Source organism: Alteromonas sp. S005 (assembly GCF_036864475.1).
Taxonomy (GTDB): domain Bacteria; phylum Pseudomonadota; class Gammaproteobacteria; order Enterobacterales; family Alteromonadaceae; genus Alteromonas.
Genome location: NZ_JAZETN010000015.1, coordinates 40,493 through 63,563, shown reverse-complemented (window position 1 = coordinate 63,563; position 23,071 = coordinate 40,493). Strand labels below are relative to the sequence as shown.

At 45.6% G+C, this 23,071-nt stretch carries 15 protein-coding genes; 5 read left to right on the top strand and 10 right to left on the bottom strand.

The annotated features are described in order from the left end of the window. Window positions 1–24: 24 nt before the first annotated feature. The 3 genes from V7R55_RS15620 to parC form a co-directional block, all read right to left on the bottom strand. Window positions 25–2,193 (bottom strand): putative bifunctional diguanylate cyclase/phosphodiesterase, encoded by a 2,169-nt coding sequence (locus V7R55_RS15620; RefSeq protein WP_334060213.1) that lies wholly within the window; start codon window positions 2,191–2,193, stop codon window positions 25–27. Window positions 2,194–2,203: 10 nt separating this feature from the next. After that, a complete protein-coding gene (locus V7R55_RS15615; RefSeq protein ID WP_334060212.1) occupies window positions 2,204–2,743 on the bottom strand; it encodes a heme NO-binding domain-containing protein in 540 nt (179 codons plus the stop codon). A 63-nt stretch (window positions 2,744–2,806) separates the two neighbouring features. Then, window positions 2,807–5,092, bottom strand: a complete 2,286-nt coding sequence (gene parC, locus V7R55_RS15610) for a DNA topoisomerase IV subunit A (protein WP_334060211.1) — start codon at window positions 5,090–5,092, stop codon at window positions 2,807–2,809. Between the two features lie 358 nt (window positions 5,093–5,450). Between parC and V7R55_RS15605 the strand changes: the two genes are divergently transcribed. Then, a complete protein-coding gene (locus V7R55_RS15605; protein WP_334060210.1) occupies window positions 5,451–8,570 on the top strand; it encodes a hybrid sensor histidine kinase/response regulator in 3,120 nt (1,039 codons plus the stop codon). A gap of 39 nt (window positions 8,571–8,609) precedes the next feature. Here the strand turns inward: V7R55_RS15605 and V7R55_RS15600 are convergent, their stop codons facing one another. From V7R55_RS15600 to V7R55_RS15590, 3 genes are all read right to left on the bottom strand, one after another. Next, window positions 8,610–9,305 carry a DUF2982 domain-containing protein gene (locus V7R55_RS15600; protein ID WP_334060209.1) on the bottom strand — a complete coding sequence of 232 codons (696 nt, stop codon included), beginning with the start codon at window positions 9,303–9,305 and terminating at the stop codon, window positions 8,610–8,612. A 164-nt stretch (window positions 9,306–9,469) separates the two neighbouring features. After that, on the bottom strand, window positions 9,470–12,616 hold the full coding sequence (locus V7R55_RS15595) for an efflux RND transporter permease subunit (protein WP_334060208.1): 3,147 nt from the start codon (window positions 12,614–12,616) through the stop codon (window positions 9,470–9,472). Next, window positions 12,616–13,755 (bottom strand): efflux RND transporter periplasmic adaptor subunit, encoded by a 1,140-nt coding sequence (locus tag V7R55_RS15590; RefSeq protein ID WP_334060207.1) that lies wholly within the window; start codon window positions 13,753–13,755, stop codon window positions 12,616–12,618. The genes V7R55_RS15595 and V7R55_RS15590 overlap by 1 nt, the downstream gene beginning before the upstream one ends. Before the next feature lie 129 nt (window positions 13,756–13,884). Between V7R55_RS15590 and V7R55_RS15585 the strand changes: the two genes are divergently transcribed. The 4 genes from V7R55_RS15585 (at window position 13,885) to V7R55_RS15570 (ending at window position 18,231) form a co-directional block, all read left to right on the top strand. Then, the gene (locus tag V7R55_RS15585) at window positions 13,885–14,544 is read left to right on the top strand and encodes a TetR/AcrR family transcriptional regulator (protein WP_334060206.1); all 660 of its coding nucleotides are present in this window, start codon (window positions 13,885–13,887) and stop codon (window positions 14,542–14,544) included. A gap of 145 nt (window positions 14,545–14,689) precedes the next feature. After that, window positions 14,690–15,703: an aspartate carbamoyltransferase gene (locus V7R55_RS15580; RefSeq protein WP_334060205.1), complete on the top strand. Its 1,014-nt coding sequence runs from the start codon at window positions 14,690–14,692 to the stop codon at window positions 15,701–15,703. A gap of 4 nt (window positions 15,704–15,707) precedes the next feature. Beyond that, window positions 15,708–16,988, top strand: coding sequence for a glutamate-1-semialdehyde 2,1-aminomutase (gene hemL, locus V7R55_RS15575; RefSeq protein WP_334060204.1), 1,281 nt, complete (start codon window positions 15,708–15,710; stop codon window positions 16,986–16,988). A gap of 166 nt (window positions 16,989–17,154) precedes the next feature. Continuing rightward, complete coding sequence (locus V7R55_RS15570) at window positions 17,155–18,231, top strand: adenylate/guanylate cyclase domain-containing protein (protein WP_334060203.1); 1,077 nt, start codon at window positions 17,155–17,157, stop codon at window positions 18,229–18,231. An 87-nt stretch (window positions 18,232–18,318) separates the two neighbouring features. Here the strand turns inward: V7R55_RS15570 and V7R55_RS15565 are convergent, their stop codons facing one another. From V7R55_RS15565 to glnK, 4 genes are all read right to left on the bottom strand, one after another. Then, window positions 18,319–19,245 carry a Dyp-type peroxidase gene (locus V7R55_RS15565; protein ID WP_334060202.1) on the bottom strand — a complete coding sequence of 309 codons (927 nt, stop codon included), beginning with the start codon at window positions 19,243–19,245 and terminating at the stop codon, window positions 18,319–18,321. Window positions 19,246–19,423: 178 nt separating this feature from the next. Continuing rightward, window positions 19,424–21,115, bottom strand: coding sequence for a gamma-glutamyltransferase (ggt, locus tag V7R55_RS15560; RefSeq protein ID WP_334060201.1), 1,692 nt, complete (start codon window positions 21,113–21,115; stop codon window positions 19,424–19,426). 219 nt (window positions 21,116–21,334) lie between these two features. Then, window positions 21,335–22,582, bottom strand: coding sequence for an ammonium transporter (locus V7R55_RS15555; RefSeq protein ID WP_334060200.1), 1,248 nt, complete (start codon window positions 22,580–22,582; stop codon window positions 21,335–21,337). A gap of 32 nt (window positions 22,583–22,614) precedes the next feature. Then, window positions 22,615–22,953: a P-II family nitrogen regulator gene (gene glnK, locus V7R55_RS15550; RefSeq protein WP_012516988.1), complete on the bottom strand. Its 339-nt coding sequence runs from the start codon at window positions 22,951–22,953 to the stop codon at window positions 22,615–22,617. Window positions 22,954–23,071: the final 118 nt, after the last annotated feature.

The following is a 23,071-nucleotide window of genomic DNA, read 5'->3' as shown; positions in this document are numbered from 1 at the left end:
TTTGTTTGAACTGAACAGAAGACATTACCGATTAGGCTCAGTGGTGTGTCTCGCTAAAAACTGGTCGTAAGGCATAGGTTTGTCAAAGTAAAAACCCTGCATTAACTTAATATCTGCTTGCTCCATAAAAGGTAAATAAGACTCTAGTTCTACCCCTTCAGCCACTACATCTATTTGAAGACCCTTCAGCATAGCGATTAGACCATTAAAAAGTGCGTTCGCTTTACTGTCTTGGTGAATACCTTGAACCAAGCTTTTATCTACCTTGACCACTTCAAACTGAAAGCTTCTCAGGTAGCTGAGTGATGAGAAACCACTACCAAAGTCATCTAAAGACAATCTAAACCCACTGTCTCTTAATTTACTTAATGCGCGTAGCGCAGACTTTTCGTCCCGAATGAACACCGACTCAGTAAGCTCTAATTCGATAAAACCAGGCGATACGTTGTTATCCATGCAAACAGATACTGCCTGATCAGGAAACGCAGGGTCGAGCATTTGATTAGCACTAATATTAACCGATAGTGGAATAGCTTCACCTTGATGTGACTCCATTATGGAAATATAGTCGCATGCTGCTTCTAGCGCCTGTAATCCAATGGCGCTATCAAGCTTTTGCTCTTCTGCTATAGGGATGAATACTGCAGGCGACACTACACCGTGTAAGCCAGAAATCCAGCGGCACAGGACCTCCCCCCCTTTGAGCTCGCCATTCAGGTCATATTTTCCCTGAATGTAAAAATCAAGAAGATGGTTCTCTACAGTTCTGCGCAAGTCGTTTACCATACTGACTTGCTGCGTCATGCTTTCGTAGAGCCCTGGTTCGTAAACGAACGCCTGTCCTTTCCCCAGCTCTTTAGCTTGGTACATTGCCGCATCAGCACACTGCACCAAACTTTCTATGTTATCGCTGTGTTCTGGGAATTCAGCAATACCTATACTGGCTGATAGCCTAAGCTCCAGCGCATTTATTACAATTGCATCTTCTTCAATTTGACTGATAAGCCGCTTTGAGCGCTCGACTATTTCTTCGATATTTTGATTGGGCAACACGGCAATGAACTCATCGCCGCCCCACCTACCGACTTCGCCAATGGGGCCAAAAACAGCAGTAAGTAGCGCGCCAACACGCTGAAGCTCTATATCTCCCCTTTCATGACCTGCATTATCGTTAACCGCTTTAAAGCCGTCTAAGTCGATAAATACGAGAGAAAAAGGCTGATCTTCCCCCACCCATTTTGAAATAGATTCACGAAGTGAGTTACGATTAGAAAGGCCCGTTAATTCGTCATGCAGGGCAAGTTGGCGCAGTTTCGCCTCGTTGCGCTTTCTATCGCTAATATCGCGCATTGTTGCGATTAAATAAGTCGAGGTCTGTTGATAGGTTTCGAATAAAGCGACAGAAATATCTACAACCCTAATCTCTCCACTTTGTGTTTTTATCTTTGACTCAAATCGAATTTGCTTATCAAGAGCCAGTTGCGCCTTATCCACTTTATCTGCAATGAATATTTGATTGAAATCCAGCCCTACACACTGCTCTTTTACCGACATACCAAGTAATCGGATAAAAGCATCATTGCATTCAGTGATAACCAAGTCAGGAGAGAGGACTAACATTGGCTCTCTTGAGCTGGCAAACGCTGAGGCCATTAGGTGAAAAGATTGCTCGGCTTTGCGCTGCTGGGTAATGTCTTTGGTGGTTCCCACAATGAGCAAGGCTTCACCAGCATTTCCTCGCTCTAACACACGACCGCGTAATCTTACCCATTGGTAGCTTTTTTCTAACATTAAGCGAAAGGAAAATTCAACGCGATCGCGATTGCCATGAAGCGCCATGGACCAATGAAACTGAAGCCCTTCTAAATCGTCTTCATGCACCCGCTGAGAAAGCTGAATTAAGGTCCCTGACCATGTAGATACGCTCCCAGAATAAAGAGAGAAGGAACGAATTTCCATTACATCACTTTGCGCCTCCCAACGCCAAAATGACTCTTGTGATGCCCAAAGGGCAAGCTCTAGGTCCTTTTGCACGCGTTGACTTTCTTTCAGCGAAGCATACAAACTTTGCGTCTTTTCTGTCAGCAACTTTTCAGCTTGCTCTCTGGCATTTCGCTCTCGCTTTAAACGGCGCTCAATTAAAGCTAAAGCGCTTTTATTAGCGGCCTTGCCATCCGGTGTTTCATCTGACATTACACCTCCGTTAGGCAACAAGAGATATGCTAAATTCGTACGTGTGGGGCGTTTCTAGTTGATGGGTTTCCCTTTCAAGTTTGCAGTTGTAATGGGCTGCAGCGGCGTCCATCAAGCCCTCCGCTAAGGGGTATAACTCTCTTTCAGAGTAGTATTGTAGGCGCATGGAGGTGTCTGTGCGTGACAGCACCTTAAAACGAGGGAGGTCTGCGTCAGGATAAAGCTTTTTAACCTGGACATGGATATCGCCATCTAGGTGTTCCAGCATGTCTAGCATACTATTGGTATTGGCTAACACATCGCCGTGCACAGCGGCTAACTTACCAAATAAATAAAAACCAAAATCGTATAAGAGTTCATTGGCAGATTTACCCGTTCTCTGCACCAGCACACCTACAAGGCGCTGCATCTGTTCAAACGGGTAATAACCCACTGCGGTATAAGCTCCGTCGTTCTCTAACCCAGCTTCCATGATGACATCATCAGCGAACTCGGGAGAAATCTTCTCCTCAAGCATGTCGATTAACGATGTAAAAACTATGCCTAACATGTAAATTCCTCATTCATACCTTTAATGAGTGTAGTTCACCTAAGCATAAGAACAACTTAAACTTTATGACAAACCTTCAGGTGCTTCGTCTTTATTTGGTAGCACTACTTCTACGCTATCAACCCGCTGTAGACCACGAGGTAATTTATTCCCTCTACGGCCCCTTTCCCCCTGATAATGGGTAAGATCTTCAGCGGTCAACGTCATGCTGCGTTTCCCTGCACCAACCTTAATGGCTGCACCATCAGGCACAACGGTGAGCACCTTTACATACTCTTCACGAGACTGAGATTTTGCTGAAGGAATATTGATAAGCTTGTTTCCTTTGCCTTTACCTAAACTTGGTAAATCCCGCAGAGGGAACATCAGCATACGCCCTTCGTTAGAAATGCTTAAACACCAGTCAGAGTCAGGGTTCGTCACAGGCATTGGTTTCATTACTTTTGCTGCCGCAGGTAGCGAAAGGTAAGCTTTACCCGCTTTATTTTTGCTAACCATATCTTTAAACGTGCCGACGAAACCGTAGCCCGCATCAGACCCCACCAAGAATTTACTCTCGTCTTGCGCCATAATAACGTGCTGGAAGGATTCTCCACCAACAATATTGAAGCGGCCCGTCAATGGCTCGCCTTGACTCCGTGCAGACGGAAGTCCGTGAGCGTCACAAGAGAATGTTCGCCCCGAGCTATCCATAAATACAGCTGGTTGATTACTTTTGCCTTCGGCGCTAGATAAGTAAGCATCACCCGCTTTATAACTTAGTCCTTCAGCGTCGATATCATGACCTTTCGCACAGCGTGCCCAGCCTTTTTCTGAAAGAACAACCGTGACTGATTCAGCAGGCACTAATTCTTTTTCTGACAGTGCTTTAGCTTCGCTACGCTCGACAATAGGTGAACGTCTGTCATCACCGTACTTCTCAGCGTCAGCAAGAATTTCCTTCTTAATAAGAGTTTTAAGGCGACGGTCTGAACCCAGCAGTTGCTGTAGCTTGTCACGCTCGGCAGCTAGCTCGTCCTGCTCACCCTTAATTTTCATTTCTTCTAATTTGGCTAAGTGGCGAAGTTTCAGTTCTAAAATGGCTTCAGCCTGTTTATCACTTAAACCAAAACGCGACATAAGCTCAGGCTTGGGTTTGTCATAGGTACGAATTATCTCGATAACTTCATCGATATTTAAAAACGCAATTAACAAACCTTCTAATATGTGTAGGCGCGCCAGTACTTTATCTAAGCGATATTGCAAACGGCGCGTCACTGTGTCTTTTCGATACTGCAGCCACTCAGACAAAATAGTACGTAAGTCTTTAACCTGAGGCCGACCGTCTAGGCCTATCATGTTCAGGTTAACTCGGTAGTTTTTCTCAAGGTCGGTGGTTGCAAATAAATGCTGCATTAACTGGGCAACATCAACGCGATTTGAACGAGGAGTGATAACCAAACGAGTGGGATTTTCGTGGTCCGATTCGTCGCGAAGATCGCTAACCATTGGCAGCTTTTTCGCCTGCATTTGCGAAGCTATTTGCTCTAGGATCTTTGCGCCAGACGCCTGATGAGGTAGAGCGGTAATGACCACATCTCCATTTTCTTCGCTGTATACTGCGCGCATTTTTATTGACCCACGTCCGGTCTCATAGAGCTTTTTAATGTCGACCTTTGGCGTAATAATTTCAGCTTCGGTTGGATAGTCAGGCCCATTCACATGTTCTAGAACGTCGCTGAGCTCAGCTTTACTGTTGTCCAGTAACATAGCGCAAGCGTTAGCCAACTCTCTTACATTATGAGGAGGAATATCAGTGGCCATACCCACTGCGATACCTGTCACGCCGTTAAGCAATATGTGTGGTAAACGGGCAGGCAGTACACTTGGCTCTTCTAACGTACCGTCGAAATTGGGCACCCAGTCTACCGTACCTTGACCAAGCTCGTTTAACAGTACTTCCGAGAATCGAGAAAGCTTAGCTTCAGTATAACGCATGGCCGCAAAAGATTTGGGATCATCCGGAGCACCCCAGTTTCCTTGACCGTCCACTAGGGGATAGCGGTATGAGAAAGGCTGGGCCATTAGCACCATGGCTTCGTAGCAGGCAGAGTCACCATGAGGATGAAACTTACCAAGTACATCACCTACGGTTCTTGCAGACTTTTTATATTTTGCATTCGCGCTTAAGCCTAAATCGGACATCGCATAAATAATTCGACGCTGTACCGGCTTTAAACCATCGGAAATATGCGGAAGAGCACGGTCCATGATGACGTACATGGAATAGTTTAGATAAGCGTCTTCGGTGAAACGTCGAAGAGGAAGTTGCTCTACCCCATCGCGATTAATGATGATCTCGTCACTCATGATAGTTTTTTCGTTTTGTTATTAATACCAATGCGCTCGTAATAGAAAAGCCGTCATTCCCGTTGTGTTATAGCGCACTACTTGATGAATGTACGCGAGCGTTTAAGCTATTGTGGGGTAAACCGCAATTGTGTGCAATCTTTGAAAACAATTGTCATCACTTTTCAAATAGCCAATGCCTCACAGTCTTCGTTATGTAGCGAAGATTCTCGCATTCTAAATGCTATCAATGTGTTAATTGTTTGCTTTGTTATTCTGCAAATAGAGTGTTTAAATAGAAGCAGTGAATGTTCCGTTCAATATTCGCCCTAAAAATAATAAAACCCTTATTCAAATGGTAGTTAAAGTACAGAATAATATGGCAACTTTTCGCGCATTTTCTCTCCTATTTATTTTGCTAGCCGGCTTCTGGCCTTCTTGTTCCAATGCGCAACATATCGAGCAACTATTCGATGAGCACAATACGCTGGACTTATCCGACTCATTGTACTTTTTATTCGAAACCGATTACCAACTTACCATTGGCGATGTATCAAGAAGACGAAACGACTTTCTTATGCATCCTCACGGCAACCCGAATTTTGGCTTTCGCAATAATGGTATGTGGTTGCTTACATCCGTTGCTAATGTTTCCAACGATAAAGACTGGGTGTTTTCAATAAACTTTAGCCAGCTTGATAGTGTTGATTTCTATTTAGTACAAAATGGAAAGGTCATTAACCAGAGCCATCAAGGTAAGACGCAAAAAGAACAACGTTTTCGCGTCCCCACCTTTCGCGTCGAACTCCCGAACAGCGACCCTGTCGATCTTTATATACGTATCGAAAGTCACTCTTCAAGTCTCATAGCTCCACTCCGCATACAGGCTGAACCTTTACACAGCAGCTATTTCCAAATGGACAGTTTGCTATGGGGCTTTTTTTACGGCGGCTTACTCATACTTGCTATTTACAACCTAGCCTTGTTTTTTGGCGTGAAAGAAAAAAGCCTTCTTGCCTATGTCGGATATATATTGGCGGTGATCTTGTGGCAATTCGTGTGGGGAGGACATACTCACCTATTGTTCACCCAAGGTATCCCCACGTGGCTAGCTGGTCACTCAGAATTGATATTCGTCATTATTGGTATCAGTTCAGGCCTGTTTACCATGACTTTCTTAGAAACCGAAAAGCACTCACCCACTGCCCATCCTATTATAAGCTTATTATTAGTGTGCCAAGCACTCACTGGACTCGTGTGCTTTGTCGATCTTCTTCCCTCTATCTGGAAGAACAACCTGGTATATGGTGTAGGACTGGTAGCGATTTTGAGCTATATCTACGCAGGGGTGGAAGCCTTCCTCAATAATTTCAAGCCCGCACGGTACTTTATTTTTGCATGGGGTATGCTTGCCACCGGCGCTATTGTTGGCATGTTAAGCCTTTTGGGCGTGCTGCCCTCAAACGATTTTACTACCTACTGCTTCCAAGTTGGCGTTTTCCTCGAAGCAGGTCTTTTTTCTTTCGCATTGATGGAGAAAAGCAGAGGACAGCTTGAAAGTGAAGTGGAACAAGCAACCAATGATTTACGCAACAATGTTGAGCTTATTGAAGAGCAAAATGCTCGTCTAGACATTGCCAGAAAAGATGCTATTAAGGCCAGTAACGTTAAGTCTCAGTTCCTTGCAAACATGAGTCATGAGATTCGAACGCCCCTAAATGCAATCTTGGGGTTCAGTAAAGAACTCAATAACGCAATATTACCTACTGACCAGCAAGAACAGGTGCGGATAGTCAGTACCGCAGCTGAAAACCTGCTTACTATTGTTAACGACGTACTCGACTTTTCAAAAATTGAAGCGGGCAAACTTCAAATCAACAACCAACCTTTTTCTCCGAATAAACTGCTCGAAGAGATGGTCACCATTATGGCTAAATCTTCGCATAGTAAACGTATCGAATTCGTTTTTGACTTAAAACCACTGCCTGAAAAACTTATTGGTGATGTGTTTCGCATTAAACAAGTGCTTAACAACTTACTCAGTAACGCACTTAAATTTACTTCTAGCGGAACCATTACATTCTCAGTAAATGGGCGTTCGCTTCCTCACGGTATCCACGAGTTAAATATTACCGTTGAAGACACGGGAATTGGCATTAGCCGGCAAGACAGGAAAAAGCTTTTTAACGCTTTTTCTCAGGTAGATGATGCGCTTAATCGCAATTATCAAGGAACGGGCTTAGGTCTTGTTATTAGCAGAGAACTCGTTCGCCTGATGAACGGAGACCTTACGCTCAAAAGCGCACTGGGCCAAGGTTCTACGTTTAGCGTTTCCCTTCGCATGAACCAGCTTAGTCAAAAGTATTCGTTGACAAGTAGCGAAGACTGGAAAGAGAAAAACGTGGTTATTTTCGACCCCATTCCATCAACCCGCCGCTCAAGCGCTAACATGTTGTCGATATTGGGTGCCAAGGTTACCTCAGTGGAGTCCTTAGAATATTTAGCTACACTCAGCGACCAGTATGACTTCTTTATGGCAACGGTGCCGGTAAGCAAAATGGCACTGCGTGATACTTACCTTAGCAGATTTGTGCAGTTCCCAGCCAAAAAACGAGTACTCTGGTATTCTGGCCCTGAGCCCTTTGCGCAATACCCTAGCCTTTCGCAGCACTTCCATTCGCAAATACGTATGCCGATAACGTTGACTAAGCTTGACAGCCTGGTAAACCAACACACAACGCCAGCGAAAAACGCCATGCAAGAAAAAATCAGCAGTTTGCCTAACGTGAAAGTATTGGCTGTTGATGACATGGAAATGAACCTGAAGCTTCTGCACACATGGCTTGACCAGTCACCGGTTGAGCTTATTACAACTATTAGCGGACAAGATGCAGTAAACCAGTGTCAGACACAGGAGTTCGACCTAATTTTAATGGACGTTCAGATGCCAGGCATGGATGGTATACAGGCCACCCGAGAGATACGCAAGTCTCCTGTTAATATGGGCACGCCCATCATCGCTGTCACCGCGCACGCATTTAAAGAAGAGCAAGAACGATTGCTTGCATCAGGTATGGATGATTACCTTCCTAAACCTATCGAGGTAGAGTTACTCATTAACCTTATCAAGTCGTGGTGCCATAGTATTGAGCCCGGGGAGATCGAACTTCCTTCCGTTGACTGGCAGCTTGCGCTAAAACGTGCCAATCAAAACCAAGAAACCGCAAAAGAAATGTTGGAAGGCTTCATTACACTGCTTCCAGAAGCTATTGATACGCTTTCAGCCCTGTGGGAAGAACAAGACTATAACAAGCTTAAAACCGAGGTACACAAACTTCATGGGGCTTGTTGTTATACTGGCTTGCCGCGCATGCAACATCTCGCTCATGAAGCTGAGAGCGCGCTCAAGTTAGGCCAGCATAAGCTTGTTGATGAGCACTTACCTGCACTTATCGCTGAAGCTAAGAAGGTATTAAGAGAAGGGATTACCCGCGCTTAACGAATGATCCACCACACAGCACAATAAGTGCAGCATGGCTTAATCATTGTGATAAGACTGCCGAGTTTGCTGGCATTCGGCGATTAACCTGGCAAATTCGGTGGCGTCTCTATCTAACTCTGAACTTGCTATAAAAATATCAAAACCAAGCCGTTTTCGTAGCTCTACCATTCGGTGAGCTAACATGGCTTTTATTCCTTTAATGATAGTACCGTCTTCCATAACGTACTGCTTATCGTCGAACATCGATTGTTCGTAACAGCTGCCAGACGCACAGTTTTCGTCAGTATTTTGCATTAGCAGTGGCCGCTGCTCCATCAGTAAGTGTGTAGCAAGCCTAGGTGATATTGTATTTAGAAAATCAGTGTAGCTTTTTATTTTAAAGCCGATTGTTTCTAAAGGAACGTGATCCAACCCATTGCGTACACGTGGGCAATCTGCGCGCTGTAGGTTGTCCCAGTGAATTCTCCAACTCCCGAGACGATGGCGATAGGTAATGTAATCTCTGGCTATTTCCAAACTATAGTCTGGTTCGCGCACCTTAAAATAGCCGACTAGCAAACACACCAGTGCTGCGCTCGTTAAAAAAATACCGGCTAAAAACAACCAATCTGGCAAAAAGGCCAGCCACAATGCTGCAACAAATAGCCCTACACAGCCTAATACTAAGCTAGTAATGCCGTTACTTTTTGATGCAGCTCGGATATAAATAGGTTCAACACTAGTGCCAGACATACAAGTACACCACCAACATAATTATGGCCCAAACGATATAAAGTCTGACCCGTTTACACTTCACGCAGTCAGTCTGCCACCAGCGTAATATTGGGTGTGTTTTACGCATACACTGATAACCCTTTTTTATACGCTCATTAGAAAGGGATAGTTTAACCGCAAAATTAAGCTAATGTGTGGTTTCTATAACGATAACGTTGAAATGCCGCCACAATAGCTGGAGTGAATACTAACGACAAAATGACGGAAAAGCCCACCCCACCTGCAAGTACAACAGCAAGTGGCGGCCAGAAGCTTCCTTCACTGAATAACAACAGTGGAATTAAACCGCCTACCGTTGTAAATGTTGTCGAGAGTATGTGACGGCTACAGCTCATGGTTTCTTCAACAATGGCCTTGGTATCACCTTGCTTCGCTTTGGGATTGGCATTGATTGCAGCTATGACTACGATCGATCCATTGATTGCAACACCAATAAGCCCTGCACAGCCAAGTAAAGGGTTAAACCCCACTGGCAAACCAGAAATCCATAAGCTAAACATTCCCAGCCCCACTGAAAGTATCGCTACTAGAGCAATGACGCCTGCCATACGCAGGCTTGTAAATGTCAGTATAAGCGTGGTTATCATAAGAACTAATAGAACAGGCGCATAAGTGGCAAGCTTGCCCAGCGCTTGCTGCTGTTCGTCTGCATCGCCTGCCAAGTGAACTCTATAACCCTCGGGTAGTTTAAGTTGGCTCTCAAGCAAATCTCTTAACTGATTACTGGCATCAATTGCCGGAACCCCAGGAAGTAAAAAAGCCTGAATCCGGTTAAGCCTTTCTCCGTCAACGCGGGTAATGCTGCTGGTTGCAGGCTGTAACGTCAAATTAGTTACCGCGGCCAGGGGCGACCATGAAATAGCATTGTCGCCGGATACAGGTATAGGCATAGCATCCACACCAGTGAGGTTTTGCCTGTAAGCCTCATCAAGCCTTACCCGAACCGGAATTTCTTCTGTGCTCTCCAATACCGACCCACCGGTGATCCCCGAGAAGTTGATCTGCATCTGGTTAGCAAGCTCAGAAAGGGTTAAGCCGAGGTAAGACAAGTTATCGCTCTGTGCATTAATTTTAAGCTCGGGCTCGCCCATAGAGATACTGGTGATAGACTGAGATATGCCGTCAACTTGTGACATCAACATACGTACTTTATCGCCTAAATCATTCAATATATTTAGATCTGGGCCGAATATTTCGACTTCTACCGGCGCAGCAATTGGCGGACCTTGACCGAACGCTCGTACTACAATTTGCACTTCAGGATATTCGCTATCAAGGGAATGTTGTAATTTACCTACCAGCGCTACAGCGTCTTCTACCGTTTGCGTCGAAACCACTGCGTTGGCAAAATAAGGCATATTGTCGCGAGTCATCATTTGATTGTAATACACTGAAGGCGCGGAACCACCCACTAACCAGCTAACCTGTTTCACGCCTTGCTCACTGCGAATAGCGGCATCAACGTTTTTAACATAGTCGGTAGTGTTTTCAATGCTGCTCCCCTCTTTCGTCCACAGATACACTTCAAACTGGTCTCTATCTGCACTTGGGAAGAACACGTTGGCCAATGTCGAAGACAGCACGAACCCAGAAAGGCAAAGTATGGCGACTGCCGGCAGCACTAAAACGGGTTGTTTTATCCAGCGACCTAACTGCCTTTTAAAAGCTAAACTTAGCTGTGGCGCTTGAAGGCCAACTTTCCACCACGTCGTGGATACGACTTCACCTTGCAGAGCACTATTGTGCTTTGGTAAGAATCGTGCAGCTAGCGCGGCAATAATAGTCAGTGAAATAAACAAAGAGCCAATGAGCGCCATAACCACGCTTATAGCAATTGGGCCAACGAAATCACCTATATTTCCATCAAGAAGAAAGATAGGCATAAAGCCTAGAATGGTCGTAAGTGTTGAAGCTAAAAGTGGCGCAAATAAGTGAGAAACACTTTTTGCCATGGCCCCCACCCGCGTTAGGTTGGGGTCTTGTAAGTTAATGCGTATTTCATCGGTAATTACAATAGCGTTATCAATAAGCAGGCCGATGGCGATGATCATGCCGAAGATTGACATTTGGTGTATTTGCTCGTTGTAAAAGCTCAATGAAAACAGCGCAAAAGCGGCGCACAATGGCAGCGCTAACCCCACAATCCATGCTGCGCGAAACCCCATGAAAAGTAGAATAACCATCATGACAACCGCACACCCCATCAATAAGTTCATCGATAGGTCGGCAAGGCGCGTGGCGGTATATTCATTTTGCTCAAATGCTACCGTAGCGGTTAATGTTCCGCTGAAATCTTTATTAAACTGCTCTACTACCGCTAATGCATTTTTTGTCCATACGTCAGAACGCAATGAAGGCTGCATGCGGGCGGCTACAAAGATAGACTCTTCACCATTTAAAAAGGCTATTTCGTCTCGTGGGGTGGTGTAACTGCGTTCTACCGACGCCACATCTTCGACTCTCAAATAGCGCCCTTGTTCATTAACAAGAGGTATGGACGCTATCATGTTTACACCATTCAAGCCCTCTCCCACCGTAAAGCGCAGGTTACTTTGTTGGGTGTTCAACATGCCCGCTGGCAATTTGGGGTCGGCGCGACTGATTGTATTGCTGACCTGCTGTAGTGTAAAGCCTGTCGCAGCAAGCTTAATGGGGTCAATATTTACGCTAATTTCTTCCCGCGGTGCGCCGTATACACGCACTAACTCAGTCCCGTTAACATTGCGAAGTCGGTCGGTGAGCTCTTGAGCCAAGCGAGCGGTAAGCGTAATAGGGGTATTGTCAAAATGTTCAGCGCGAAGAGAAAGCAGAAGGGTAAAGGCAGTTGCGCCACGTTTTTCATCAAATATTGGCGCCATTGCGCCTTCTGGAAATGACTCAGCGGCAGCACCTATTGCGTCGCGGATCTCACTAAATAGCTGCTCGTTACTTGTGTTGTCGATCCAGTCCTGTGTTTCAATCAATATGATGGAAATCCCTGCACGAGAGGTAGATTTCACTTCCTTGATTTCAAATATCTCCCTTAATCTGTCTTCCAGTACGTCGCTGACTAAGGCTTCAACTCGCTCGGCTGATGCGCCAGGATACTGGGTAATAATCAGTGCATTTCTTGTATCAATTCGCGGGTCTTCTATTCGCGGCAAAGAGCCCAAGGCTGATAACCCAGCGGTAATCAAAATCAATAAACTTAAAATCAGCAAGTGGCCCCGTCGATAAAAGAGCGTGTACCACGGATAGGACTTATCAGCGTCGAAATTAAATGACTTCATTAACGGGCCCCAGCATGTTGTTGGCCAGGTATCGCTACCATTTGCCCAGGCGCTAATTTATGGGTACCTTCGTCAACGTAAATATCACCGTCTTTGAGTGCGCCGCGAACGAACGCTTTATTTCCATCTGTATATACAACCTCGACAACTCGCGCCTCTATGGTGGCGTTCGACTGGCCGGATAAAACAAAAACGCGCCACAGGCCTCTAAGACCATTGCTTAGTGAGTTTACCGGAAGCCACGCGCCTGTTTCAGTATGGGAGCGGAAGGCAGACAAGATCGCCATATCGCCAGGGCGAACCTTTTCATTGCTATTAAGTGTAACCAGAATATCTACGGTTCGAGTCTGAACGTTTCGTGTAGGAAGACGCTGAGATACCGTACCCGCAACATCAATATCGCCAACATGCACAAGTACGGGTTCATCTACATCAAACTGCTCTACGACGTCAGCAGGTACCGCAAAGCGGGCCTGATAGTTTTCGATACTCGTAATACCAAATACGGGGCTTCCTGCACTAACCACACTGCCTTCATCAAAAAATCGGCGATTAACAACACCATCAAAAGGCGAAACGAGTGTAGTTTTTGCGATCTCTACATTGAGAGATTCGAGCGCGGCCTGCATTTCGCTGACCTGCGCTTTCGCTACATTTAAACTCGCTCTTGCTTCGTCCAATCGTTGTGCTGACTCTAGCTTTCTCTCCACTAATGAGGTGGTTCTATCACTGTTAACTTTTGCAAGTGTAAGGTCTGCGTTTGCTCGCTCAAGCGCGGCTTGTAGCTCTCGCTTTCTCGCATTTAGGCGCTGTAGATCTTGGTGAGCAAGAATATCGCCTTTGCTGACTACATCCCCTTCTTCTACGAGCATTCGGGTAACTTGACCAGCGACATCAAAGGATAAAGACGTAGCCTTGGGCGATTCAACCAAACCAAATACATTAATTGGCGTCTCAAAGCCCGATTGAATAGTGATCGTGCCAGTTGAAACGGCAACTGGTAGTCTTGCCTCCGGCGTTTGCGTTGCGTTCCCCAAGCCAGCGGTCATCAATAATACCACCAGGGCTGCTGTAAAAACGGCAATCGAAATAAGTAACGTGAATTTGCCACTTTTAGACGGTGTATTTGCAGCAGTCATAACAGTTCCTTTAACCAATTCGGCGTGTGCTCTAGGCTATATTTGCATACTTATTGTGCTATGCTAGTATATAAATACTAGACCGTCCAGTTTGATATTTAAATATTCTGCAATAAAGTGAGAACGTACGTGGCTACCATCAAAAAGCAAGGCCGTCCTAAAAGTGAAGAGAAATACCACCTCATATTACATGCCGCGTCTTGCCTGTTTTTAAAAGAAGGGTTTGCTAATACGTCAATGGACACCGTGGCTAAAGCTTCTGGCGTATCAAAACAAACGGTTTACTCTCATTTCGAGAGCAAAGATGCTCTGTTTAAAGCCGCCATCTCTTCAAAATGTCACTCGTATCAACTCGACACTCAACAGCTTATCGACGCATCACTAGGCTCACTTTCATTGTTTGAATGCTTACAAAAAGTGGGGTATCAGTTTGTTCGTCTATTACAAGACCCTGAAGCTATCGCTATATTCCGCGTAATTATTGCCGAAGCAGTAAATAGCCCCCACGTAGCCACATTGTTTTATCAAGCAGGTCCTGAAGCATCCCTCGCCACACTTAGTACAATGATAGAAAAATTTGGGCAAGGTAGCTTGAGCGCTGATGTTGCGCAGCAGCTAGCCGTGGATTATTGCGCGCTACTTAAGGGCGAGTACCATACCATGATGTTATGTGGCATAAAGTCTCCGCTGACAGACGACGAAATCACGGCGCACGTTGATAGAGCAGCAGAAAAAATCCTGCTGCTCTTTACTCATTACACAAAGCAAAGTGGCAAACACTTAAAATAATATGAACCTTCTCAATTAGCTTAAACAAAGGTTTTATAAGCTACTAGGCAAAGAAAAAACGTAAAACAAGATTAACCTTGCGCTAATGACTTAATACCAGCGGTATTATAAACTAGCGGCGTTTTCGTTGATGATTGAGAAGCGCATGTCTGACTTTACCGGTAACCACATTCTTTCCGTTAATCAATTCGATCGCGAGGCCATTGAGAAAGTCTTCTCAGTCGCCAATTCCATGAAGCCTTATGCCAAGCGACAAAAACGCACGACCGTGCTAGACGGCGCTATTCTCGGGAACCTTTTCTTTGAGCCAAGTACGCGTACTCGGGTGAGCTTTGGTACTGCTTTTAATCTATTAGGCGGCGAGGTAAGAGAAACTACCGGCATGTCTAGCTCCGCCCTTGCTAAAGGCGAATCGCTCTATGATACCGCCCGCGTACTAAGCGGCTACTCTGATATTATTGCCATGCGCCACCCTGCGGCTGGCTCCGTTGCTGAGTTTGCAGAAGGTAGTCGAGTGCCTGTCATTAACGGGGGAGACGGCGCAAACGAGCACCCCACTCAAGCACTATTAGATCTATTCACGATTAAGCGCGAGCTTGAATACAACGGGCACGGTATTGACGGCTTACATATCGCAATGATTGGTGATCTTCGATACGGTCGAACTGTACACTCTTTATCACGCTTATTATGCTTGTTTAAGAATATTCGCTTCACGCTGATATCGCCAAAAGAGCTGGCTATGCCTCAGCCAGTTATTGATGCAATTGAGAACGCTGGACACCAGCTTACTATTACAGAAACGCTCGAAGGAAATATGGATGCGGACATATGCTATCAGACTCGCATTCAAGAAGAGCGCTTTCCTTCGCAAGAAGAGGCAAACAAATACCGAGGTAAGTTCCGTTTAAATCAGTCGATTTATACGAAACACTTTCAGTCGAAGACCGTTATTATGCATCCACTTCCTCGTGACTCACGTATGGAAGCCAACGAATTAGATAACGATCTAAACCTTAACCCAAACCTCGCTATCTTTAGGCAAACCGACAACGGTGTGCTTGTAAGAATGGCCTTATTTGCGCTAACACTTGGTGTAGAACATCTTCTCACTAAGTATGAGCGTGACGTTGTTTGGTACAGCAATAAGAGTAAGTAATTACATGCAAAAATCTGAAGCCCTATTTTCCCGCGCCCAAAAGACCATTCCCGGTGGCGTAAACTCACCTGTTCGCGCATTTAAAGCGGTAGGCGGTACACCCCGCTTCATTACCAAAGCTGACGGTGCTTACATGTGGGATGCGGATGGTAAGCAATACATTGACTACATCCAGTCTTGGGGGCCGATGGTACTAGGTCATAACAATGCAAAAATCCGTGAAGCAGTGATTGAAGCATCATACAGCGGCCTTTCATTCGGTGCGCCAACCGAAGCAGAAGTGATCATGGCTGAACTTGTTAGCGAGTTGGTGCCATCTATGGAGATGGTACGTATGGTTAACTCTGGCACAGAGGCCACCATGTCAGCCATTCGACTGGCTCGCGGCTATACCAGCCGAAACAAAATCGTTAAGTTTGAAGGCTGCTATCACGGTCATGCCGATTCACTTTTAGTTAAAGCAGGCTCTGGCGCATTAACCCTAGGCGTACCTAGCTCTCCGGGTGTACCTGCCAACGTAGCCGAGCACACGCTAACAGTTGAATACAATAATCTAGATAGCGTTAAAGAGATTTTTGAAGCTCACGGCGATGATATTGCGTGTATTATTGTTGAGCCAGTCGCTGGTAACATGAACTGCATCCCGCCGGTGGAAGGGTTCCTTGAAGGGCTTCGCACAATCTGCGATGAGTACGGCAGCGTACTTATATTTGATGAAGTGATGACAGGGTTCCGTGTATCTCGTGGTGGCGCTCAAGAGCGCTACAAGGTTAAACCAGACCTAACCTGCTTGGGTAAAGTTATCGGTGGTGGTATGCCTGTGGGCTGTTTCGGTGGACGCCGCGACATCATTACTCATATCGCGCCAACTGGTCCTATCTACCAAGCCGGTACACTTTCCGGTAACCCTGTCGCTATGGCAGCCGGACTTGCTGCGTTAACCCAAATTAAACAGCCAGGACTTTACGATTCTATCTTTGAGAATACACAAAAGCTGGTTGATGGATTTCAGGCGCTGGCAGACAAACACAATATTAGCCTAACTACTAATATTGCTGGCAGTATGTTTGGGATATTCTTTACAGACGTAGAGAAAGTTACTAATTATAAGCAGGCAATTAACTGTAACACCGAGCAATTCAATAAGTTTTACCACGGTATGTTAGAACAAGGTGTTTATTTGGCTCCCGCTTCCTACGAAGCAGGGTTTGTCTCGAAAGCACACAATACTGAAGTAATTGAAAAAACATTGGCTGCAGCGGATAAAGTTTTCTCAACCCTATAAGTTAATTGCCCCTTACCGTTAATTAAAGCTCGGCGCTAACACTTTTTGTAAATGTAATTAAATGTAATGTGTTAACGCCGAACTATCCTTTATACTTTCTCGGCAGCTTAATTGTTGTCCGCTATTTTGCTGCTTTTCTATAGGAAATTTAAAGGTTTGATTAACAATGGATTGGCAAATAAGCGCGCTCTTTGCACTTACTCTTTACAGCACTGTTATAAGTGTTCTTTATGTTAGGCGTAGCAGGCGCTTCAAATATCGACTCAGAAAAGCCTTATCCCGCAACTCAAGCAAGCTTGAGGCGACACTGCAGGCTGCAGACGAAGCCCGGTTTCAGGCCGCTGCTGATGAAGCCTTAAAACTCACCCAAACTTTCCAGAAATTTGTACCCCGCCAGTTCGTTGAGCATATGGCTACCACCGATGTAGATTCATTGGAGCTTGGCTATGCTGCTGAAAATGATGTTGCCATCATGTTTTGTGATATTCGCGGTTTTGCAGGTTTTTCCGAGCGTATTACCCCACAAGAATTGATGAACTTCCTCAATTCGTATTTCACGCGAATGAATGACCCTATTCACCAAAACCGAGGCTTTATCGACAAGTTTATGGGTGACGGCATCATGGCGTTATTCGACCATCAAGGTGGCACGCCTAAAGAAAAAGCATTAGACGCGGTACAAGCGGCATTAGATTTACGTAAAGCATTAACTATTTATAACGGTCACCGGAAAAACTGCGATTACGAAGCTATAAATATGGGCATAGGTATTCATTTCGGCCAAGTCATTATGGGGACCGTGGGCTCGGAAGATAGAATGGATACCACGGTTATAGGCGATAGTGTAAATATAGCCTCTCGTCTGGAAGCTCTGACGCCTAAATACCAAGCTGACATCATTGTAAGTGCTCAGGTGCTACAAATTATAGGCCCTAACGACTCACTCAGAACCCGCCTACTTGACTGGGTTAGAGTAAAAGGGCGAAAAGCGCCTATTGAGATATATGAAATTCTCAGTCACCTACCAGAAAAAGAACAAGAGAAGAAGCTTGCGGTGCAAACGAAAATAGCAGCAGGTTTGGCATGTAGAATTAATCAGCAGTGGGATGAGTCTATTGCATACTTTGAAACGGCCCTAGCAATAAGCCCCAATGATTCACTCGTACATCACCACCTCGACGTGTGTCGTATTTACCGAAGCCTAGATCTAGCCCCTGACTGGGACGGCGCTTTGGTTCTTTAGTATTTAACTACCTGACATTTTGAAACGGTTTTTACTTGTTGATACAAATCCAATTACCAAATAAAAATCGACATTGGTTTAACGCTCTCAGTTTTCCGACAGCTTCGCCTGCTGACGAATGAAGGTCACCGAGGGTGCAAAGAACGCAGCGCCAGTTTCAGCACTGGTAAAGTCTAGCCAGCGGTCGTAGTCGCCTTCACCGTTGCCATAAATCTGACTATGCAGCATTTGTTTAAAAGGCCGCGCACTCGCGCTACAACTCACAAAAAATAAGCCTTGAGAAGCCATATCCCCGTAGGGCATACCCTGCTTTATCAGCCTAGGTTCATCGCCATCTGGGGCGACCGTACTTGCTCTCACATTATGTGACGACTCTGACTGCTCACTACTAACTAAGTTATGCTCTCGCGTTGTGCCCATTATCTGCTCTTGTTGACGGCTAGAAAGGCTATTCCAACGTCTTAAATCGTGGCGGTAGCGCTGAACATGAACATAGCTGCCACCGCTAAAATCTGGGTCATCTTCCCCTATAATACCCACTTTTCTGCGCTTCATTCCACGAGGGTTATCTGCTCCATAAAGATACCCGTTGAGATCCCGGCCGTCTAAATACCTGAAGCCTCTTATCTGTTCGACAAGCTCTACGTGAATGCGCAGCAAGTCCATCACTTCAATACCAACGGCGTGGCAGATATCCAACCTATCAGCGCGAATTTGAATAAAAAGGTCACAGGGCATGGTGGGCGCGCTTCTGTCTTCACACTGCATATCAGGAAAAGGAGCAAGTTCAACGGGTATCAAACCCGGATAGACTTCTGCCCAATAACCAGTACCTATGGCCACCACACCCGTAACCATAGCCTCATAATGCTCATTCTCGAAGTGCTCAAAAATGTCCAAGACACGAGATAATTTTGCTCGCACGGCTTGGCTATCATCGTCGATTACGTTCAGTAATAAATACTGTGCATGTAAATTAGGCTCAGCGCAGAGGCCTTTTTGTGGTTGTGTCATTGCCGCTCTTTTTGTTATTCACGCCTTGTTCTGACGTTTCACTGCTGACGAATATTCGCCACCCTTTGTATTGCGAACTTTTTTAATTGTAGCAACTGCCTCAAACTTAAAACCTTTTCAAGTGAAGACGAGCTTTATTGAGCAGACCTTCTATCGCTCAATATTTACCCTAGTGTGCTTAATAGCCCGCAGCTTGTCCATCTTTTCGCGTTTCTGAAGCACCAAAATAAACCCCTTTTTGCTCATCCCAAGCAATGGCTTGGTAACCGCCAAATGCGCCTACAACGCGCTGTAGCTTATGCCCTCGTTCCATGAGCTCTCGCTGGACGGCCTCACTAAAGCCAGATTCTAAGCTCACATAGCCGCCATCGGTCATGAGCGCCCCAGTTGGGCTACTAGAACCACTGTGCAGTATGCGGGGAGCGTCTCCGGCTTCTTGCAAGTTCATACCGAAATCGAGAATATTCACAATTATTTGCGCGTGCATTTGTGGCTGTGTCCCGCCGCCCATCACCCCAAAGCTCATCACGGGGTTGCCGTTTCTTGTTACAAAAGCAGGAATAATAGTGTGAAACGGACGCTTGCCTGGGCGGTACTCGTTAAAATGCCCTTCTTCAAGCGTAAACATCTCGCCTCTATTTTGAAGAATAAAACCAAGTCCAGGCGGCGTCATTCCTGACCCCATACCGCGATAGTTGCTTTGAATCAAAGACACCATGTTGCCCTCTTTATCAGCAACAGTAAGGTAGATGGTATCTCCTTCATAAATGCCCGCATCAACACGATTTGCAGCGCGTTCGCTGTCAATCAGCTTTTGGCGCTCAGCGGCATATTCTTTTGAAATCAACCAATCGACGGGAATCTCATTAAAATCTGGATCAGCGTAGAACTTAGCGCGGTCTTCAAAGGCAAGCTTTTTGGCTTCAACAAAGGTATGTATGTAGTCAGCTGAATTAAAGCCCATGCCTTCGATATCGTAACGTTCTAGCACATTAAGAATCTGTAGTGCTGCGATGCCTTGTCCGTTTGGCGGAAGCTCCCATACATCGTAGCCGCGGTAGTTAGCGGAAACAGGCTCTACCCACTCAGAGGTATGTGAAGATAAATCCTGGTATGACAAAAAGCCCCCTTGGGACTTCATATAAGCATCGATGGTACGAGCGATATCACCTTTATAAAAGGCATCACGTCCGCCGGTCGCAACCTTTTCATAGGTCACGGCTAACCCGGGGTTTTTAAAAATATCACCTTTTTGCGGTACCTTACCATTGATAAGAAAGGTCTCTGCAAAACCATCGTAATGGCCAATCCGTTCTTGATTCATTTTCCAGTAGTAAGCGATGACTTCTGAGACCGGAAAACCCTCACGGGCATATTTAATTGATGGCGTGAGCAACGCTGACATAGGCAGTTTGCCAAATTTCTCGTGTAACGCGAACCAACCGTCTACAGCACCAGGGACAGATACGGGCAGAGGACCAAATTTGGGTATTTGATGAAGACCTCGTTCAGCAAAGACCTTTTTGGTTAGCTGTCTAGGTGAACGGCCAGAAGCGTTTAAACCCACCAACTTTTCATCTTTTGCGTCCCATACAATGGCAAATAGGTCGCCACCAATACCGCTACCTGTAGGCTCAACCAACCCCAACATGGCGTTGGCCGCAATGGCTGCATCAACCGCGCTGCCACCTTGTTTTAAAATATCCAGAGCCACTTGCGTAGCTAATGGCTGGCTAGTGGCCGCCATGCCGTTTTTTGAGATAACTTCTGAGCGACTTGCAAAGGGTTGCCCCGTTATTCTGTCATATCCCAAACAATCAATACTGAAAAAAGCCAATATCAAAGGTAGGAGTCGTATACTTACAGTCATAACTATCCTTTTACAAAAATGTTGCCGTTGATAAATCTAGCGTAAGCCGTTTAAAACATAGTGTAGCCTTATTGTCACATTACGCCTAGGGCCTTTTCTTCAGTCTTATAGAAACTGAAAAGTACATGACTTTAAACGAAAAAAGCCCCGCAACTGCGGGGCTTAAACGAAGTAATAAGGCATTATTATTGTTATTTCATTTGCCTAATCGAGACTCTCTTACGAGCGGCCGCTTGTAAAGTCTGGGTATGCTTCCAGACCACACTCGCTCATGTCTACGCCGTCGAACTCTTCTTCTTCGCTCACACGTACACCCATTACCGCTTTAATCACTAGCCATACCACTAAGCTCACTACGAATACCCATACAAAGATAGTCGCGGCGCCGATTAGCTGACCAGAGATGCTTGAACCATCATTTGTGAAAGGTACAAGGATTAGACCTAGTAGACCAACAACACCGTGAACTGAGATAGCGCCCACTGGATCGTCAATCTTAAGTTTATCTAGGGCAACAATGCTAAGCACTACTAGGATACCGCCTAGACCACCAAATAGAGTTGCCTGAAGAGGCGTTGGTGTAGATGGCTCTGCCGTGATAGCAACAAGACCAGCTAGCGCACCGTTAAGCACCATAGTTAGGTCAGCTTTACCGAATAGAATGCGTGCTACGATAAGTGCAGCAATAGCACCACCGGCAGCTGCAGCATTTGTGTTCATAAATACGATAGCAACGGCGTTTGCGCTTTCAACAGTTGCAGTAGCCAGTACTGAACCACCGTTAAAACCGAACCAACCCATCCAAAGGATAAATGTACCTAGAGTCGCTAGCGGCAGGTTAGCACCAGGGATAGCATTTACTTTGCCGTCTGCAGTGTATTTACCTTTACGGGCACCAAGTACAAGCACACCAGCAAGGGCAGCAGCTGCACCAGCCATGTGAACAATACCAGAACCAGCGAAGTCAGAGAAACCTAGGTCGCCAAGGGTATACATACCGAACACCGCTTCGCCGCCCCATGTCCAAGCGCCTTCCATTGGATAGATGAAACCCGTCATAACAACTGCGAATGCTAGGAATGCCCAAAGCTTCATACGCTCAGCAACCGCACCAGATACGATAGACATTGCTGTAGCAACAAAAACTACTTGGAAGAAGAAGTCAGCAGAAGGTGCGTATGTTGCTGGATCTTCAGCTACACCTGTTGCGCCGTCACCCATGATACCGCTTAGGAATGGACCCCAGTCGCCACCGCCATACATAATACCGTAGCCACAAATCATGTACATGGTGCAAGCAATTGCAAATAGTGCCACGTTTTTAGTTAGAATTTCTGTGGTGTTTTTCGCTCGAACTAGACCAGCTTCGAGCATCGCAAAGCCTGCAGCCATCCACATAACCAGTGCACCGCAGATTAGAAAATAAAAGGTATCTAGCGCATACCCAAGTTCAAAAGTGATTTCCATTATGGTTTTCTCCGCAAAAATATCGTTGTGGCTTACAGCGCGTCGCTATCCGACTCACCAGTTCGAATACGAACGGCGTGTTCAAGGTCGTAAACAAACACCTTGCCGTCTCCAATCTTGCCTGTTTTGGCAGCGCCAACGATGGCTTCTACCAGGCGCTCTACCTGATCATCCTGAACAGCAATTTCCAGTTTGACTTTAGGTAGAAAATCCACCTGATATTCCGCTCCGCGGTAAAGTTCAGTGTGTCCTTTTTGACGTCCAAAACCTTTCACTTCGGTAACGGTCAATCCGTCAATACCGATTTCTGAAATGGCTTCACGAACGTCATCTAGCTTGAACGGCTTGATGATCGCTGTAACTAGTTTCATGAGTTGCTCCCAGTTTATTTTGGTTATTCTGTGATTTATGGTCGTGTTTCCAACTACGGAAAGGTAAACCAAGAGCCATGCCACAAATGATTAGCCATAAAAATCAAACACATATGAG

Excerpts from the sequence above, each read along its gene's own strand:
- parC (WP_334060211.1), bottom strand. The coding sequence starts at position 5,092 with ATGAGTGACGAGATCATCATTAATCGCGATGGGGTAGAGCAACTTCCT.
- V7R55_RS15555 (WP_334060200.1), bottom strand. The coding sequence starts at position 22,582 with ATGGAAATCACTTTTGAACTTGGGTATGCGCTAGATACCTTTTATTTT.
- V7R55_RS15600 (WP_334060209.1), bottom strand. The coding sequence starts at position 9,305 with ATGTCTGGCACTAGTGTTGAACCTATTTATATCCGAGCTGCATCAAAA.
- V7R55_RS15565 (WP_334060202.1), bottom strand. The coding sequence starts at position 19,245 with ATGACACAACCACAAAAAGGCCTCTGCGCTGAGCCTAATTTACATGCA.
- V7R55_RS15595 (WP_334060208.1), bottom strand. The coding sequence starts at position 12,616 with ATGAAGTCATTTAATTTCGACGCTGATAAGTCCTATCCGTGGTACACG.
- V7R55_RS15605 (WP_334060210.1), top strand. The coding sequence starts at position 5,451 with ATGGCAACTTTTCGCGCATTTTCTCTCCTATTTATTTTGCTAGCCGGC.
- hemL (WP_334060204.1), top strand. The coding sequence starts at position 15,708 with ATGCAAAAATCTGAAGCCCTATTTTCCCGCGCCCAAAAGACCATTCCC.
- glnK (WP_012516988.1), bottom strand. The coding sequence starts at position 22,953 with ATGAAACTAGTTACAGCGATCATCAAGCCGTTCAAGCTAGATGACGTT.
- V7R55_RS15590 (WP_334060207.1), bottom strand. The coding sequence starts at position 13,755 with ATGACTGCTGCAAATACACCGTCTAAAAGTGGCAAATTCACGTTACTT.
- ggt (WP_334060201.1), bottom strand. The coding sequence starts at position 21,115 with ATGACTGTAAGTATACGACTCCTACCTTTGATATTGGCTTTTTTCAGT.
- V7R55_RS15615 (WP_334060212.1), bottom strand. The coding sequence starts at position 2,743 with ATGTTAGGCATAGTTTTTACATCGTTAATCGACATGCTTGAGGAGAAG.
- V7R55_RS15580 (WP_334060205.1), top strand. The coding sequence starts at position 14,690 with ATGTCTGACTTTACCGGTAACCACATTCTTTCCGTTAATCAATTCGAT.
- V7R55_RS15570 (WP_334060203.1), top strand. The coding sequence starts at position 17,155 with ATGGATTGGCAAATAAGCGCGCTCTTTGCACTTACTCTTTACAGCACT.
- V7R55_RS15620 (WP_334060213.1), bottom strand. The coding sequence starts at position 2,193 with ATGTCAGATGAAACACCGGATGGCAAGGCCGCTAATAAAAGCGCTTTA.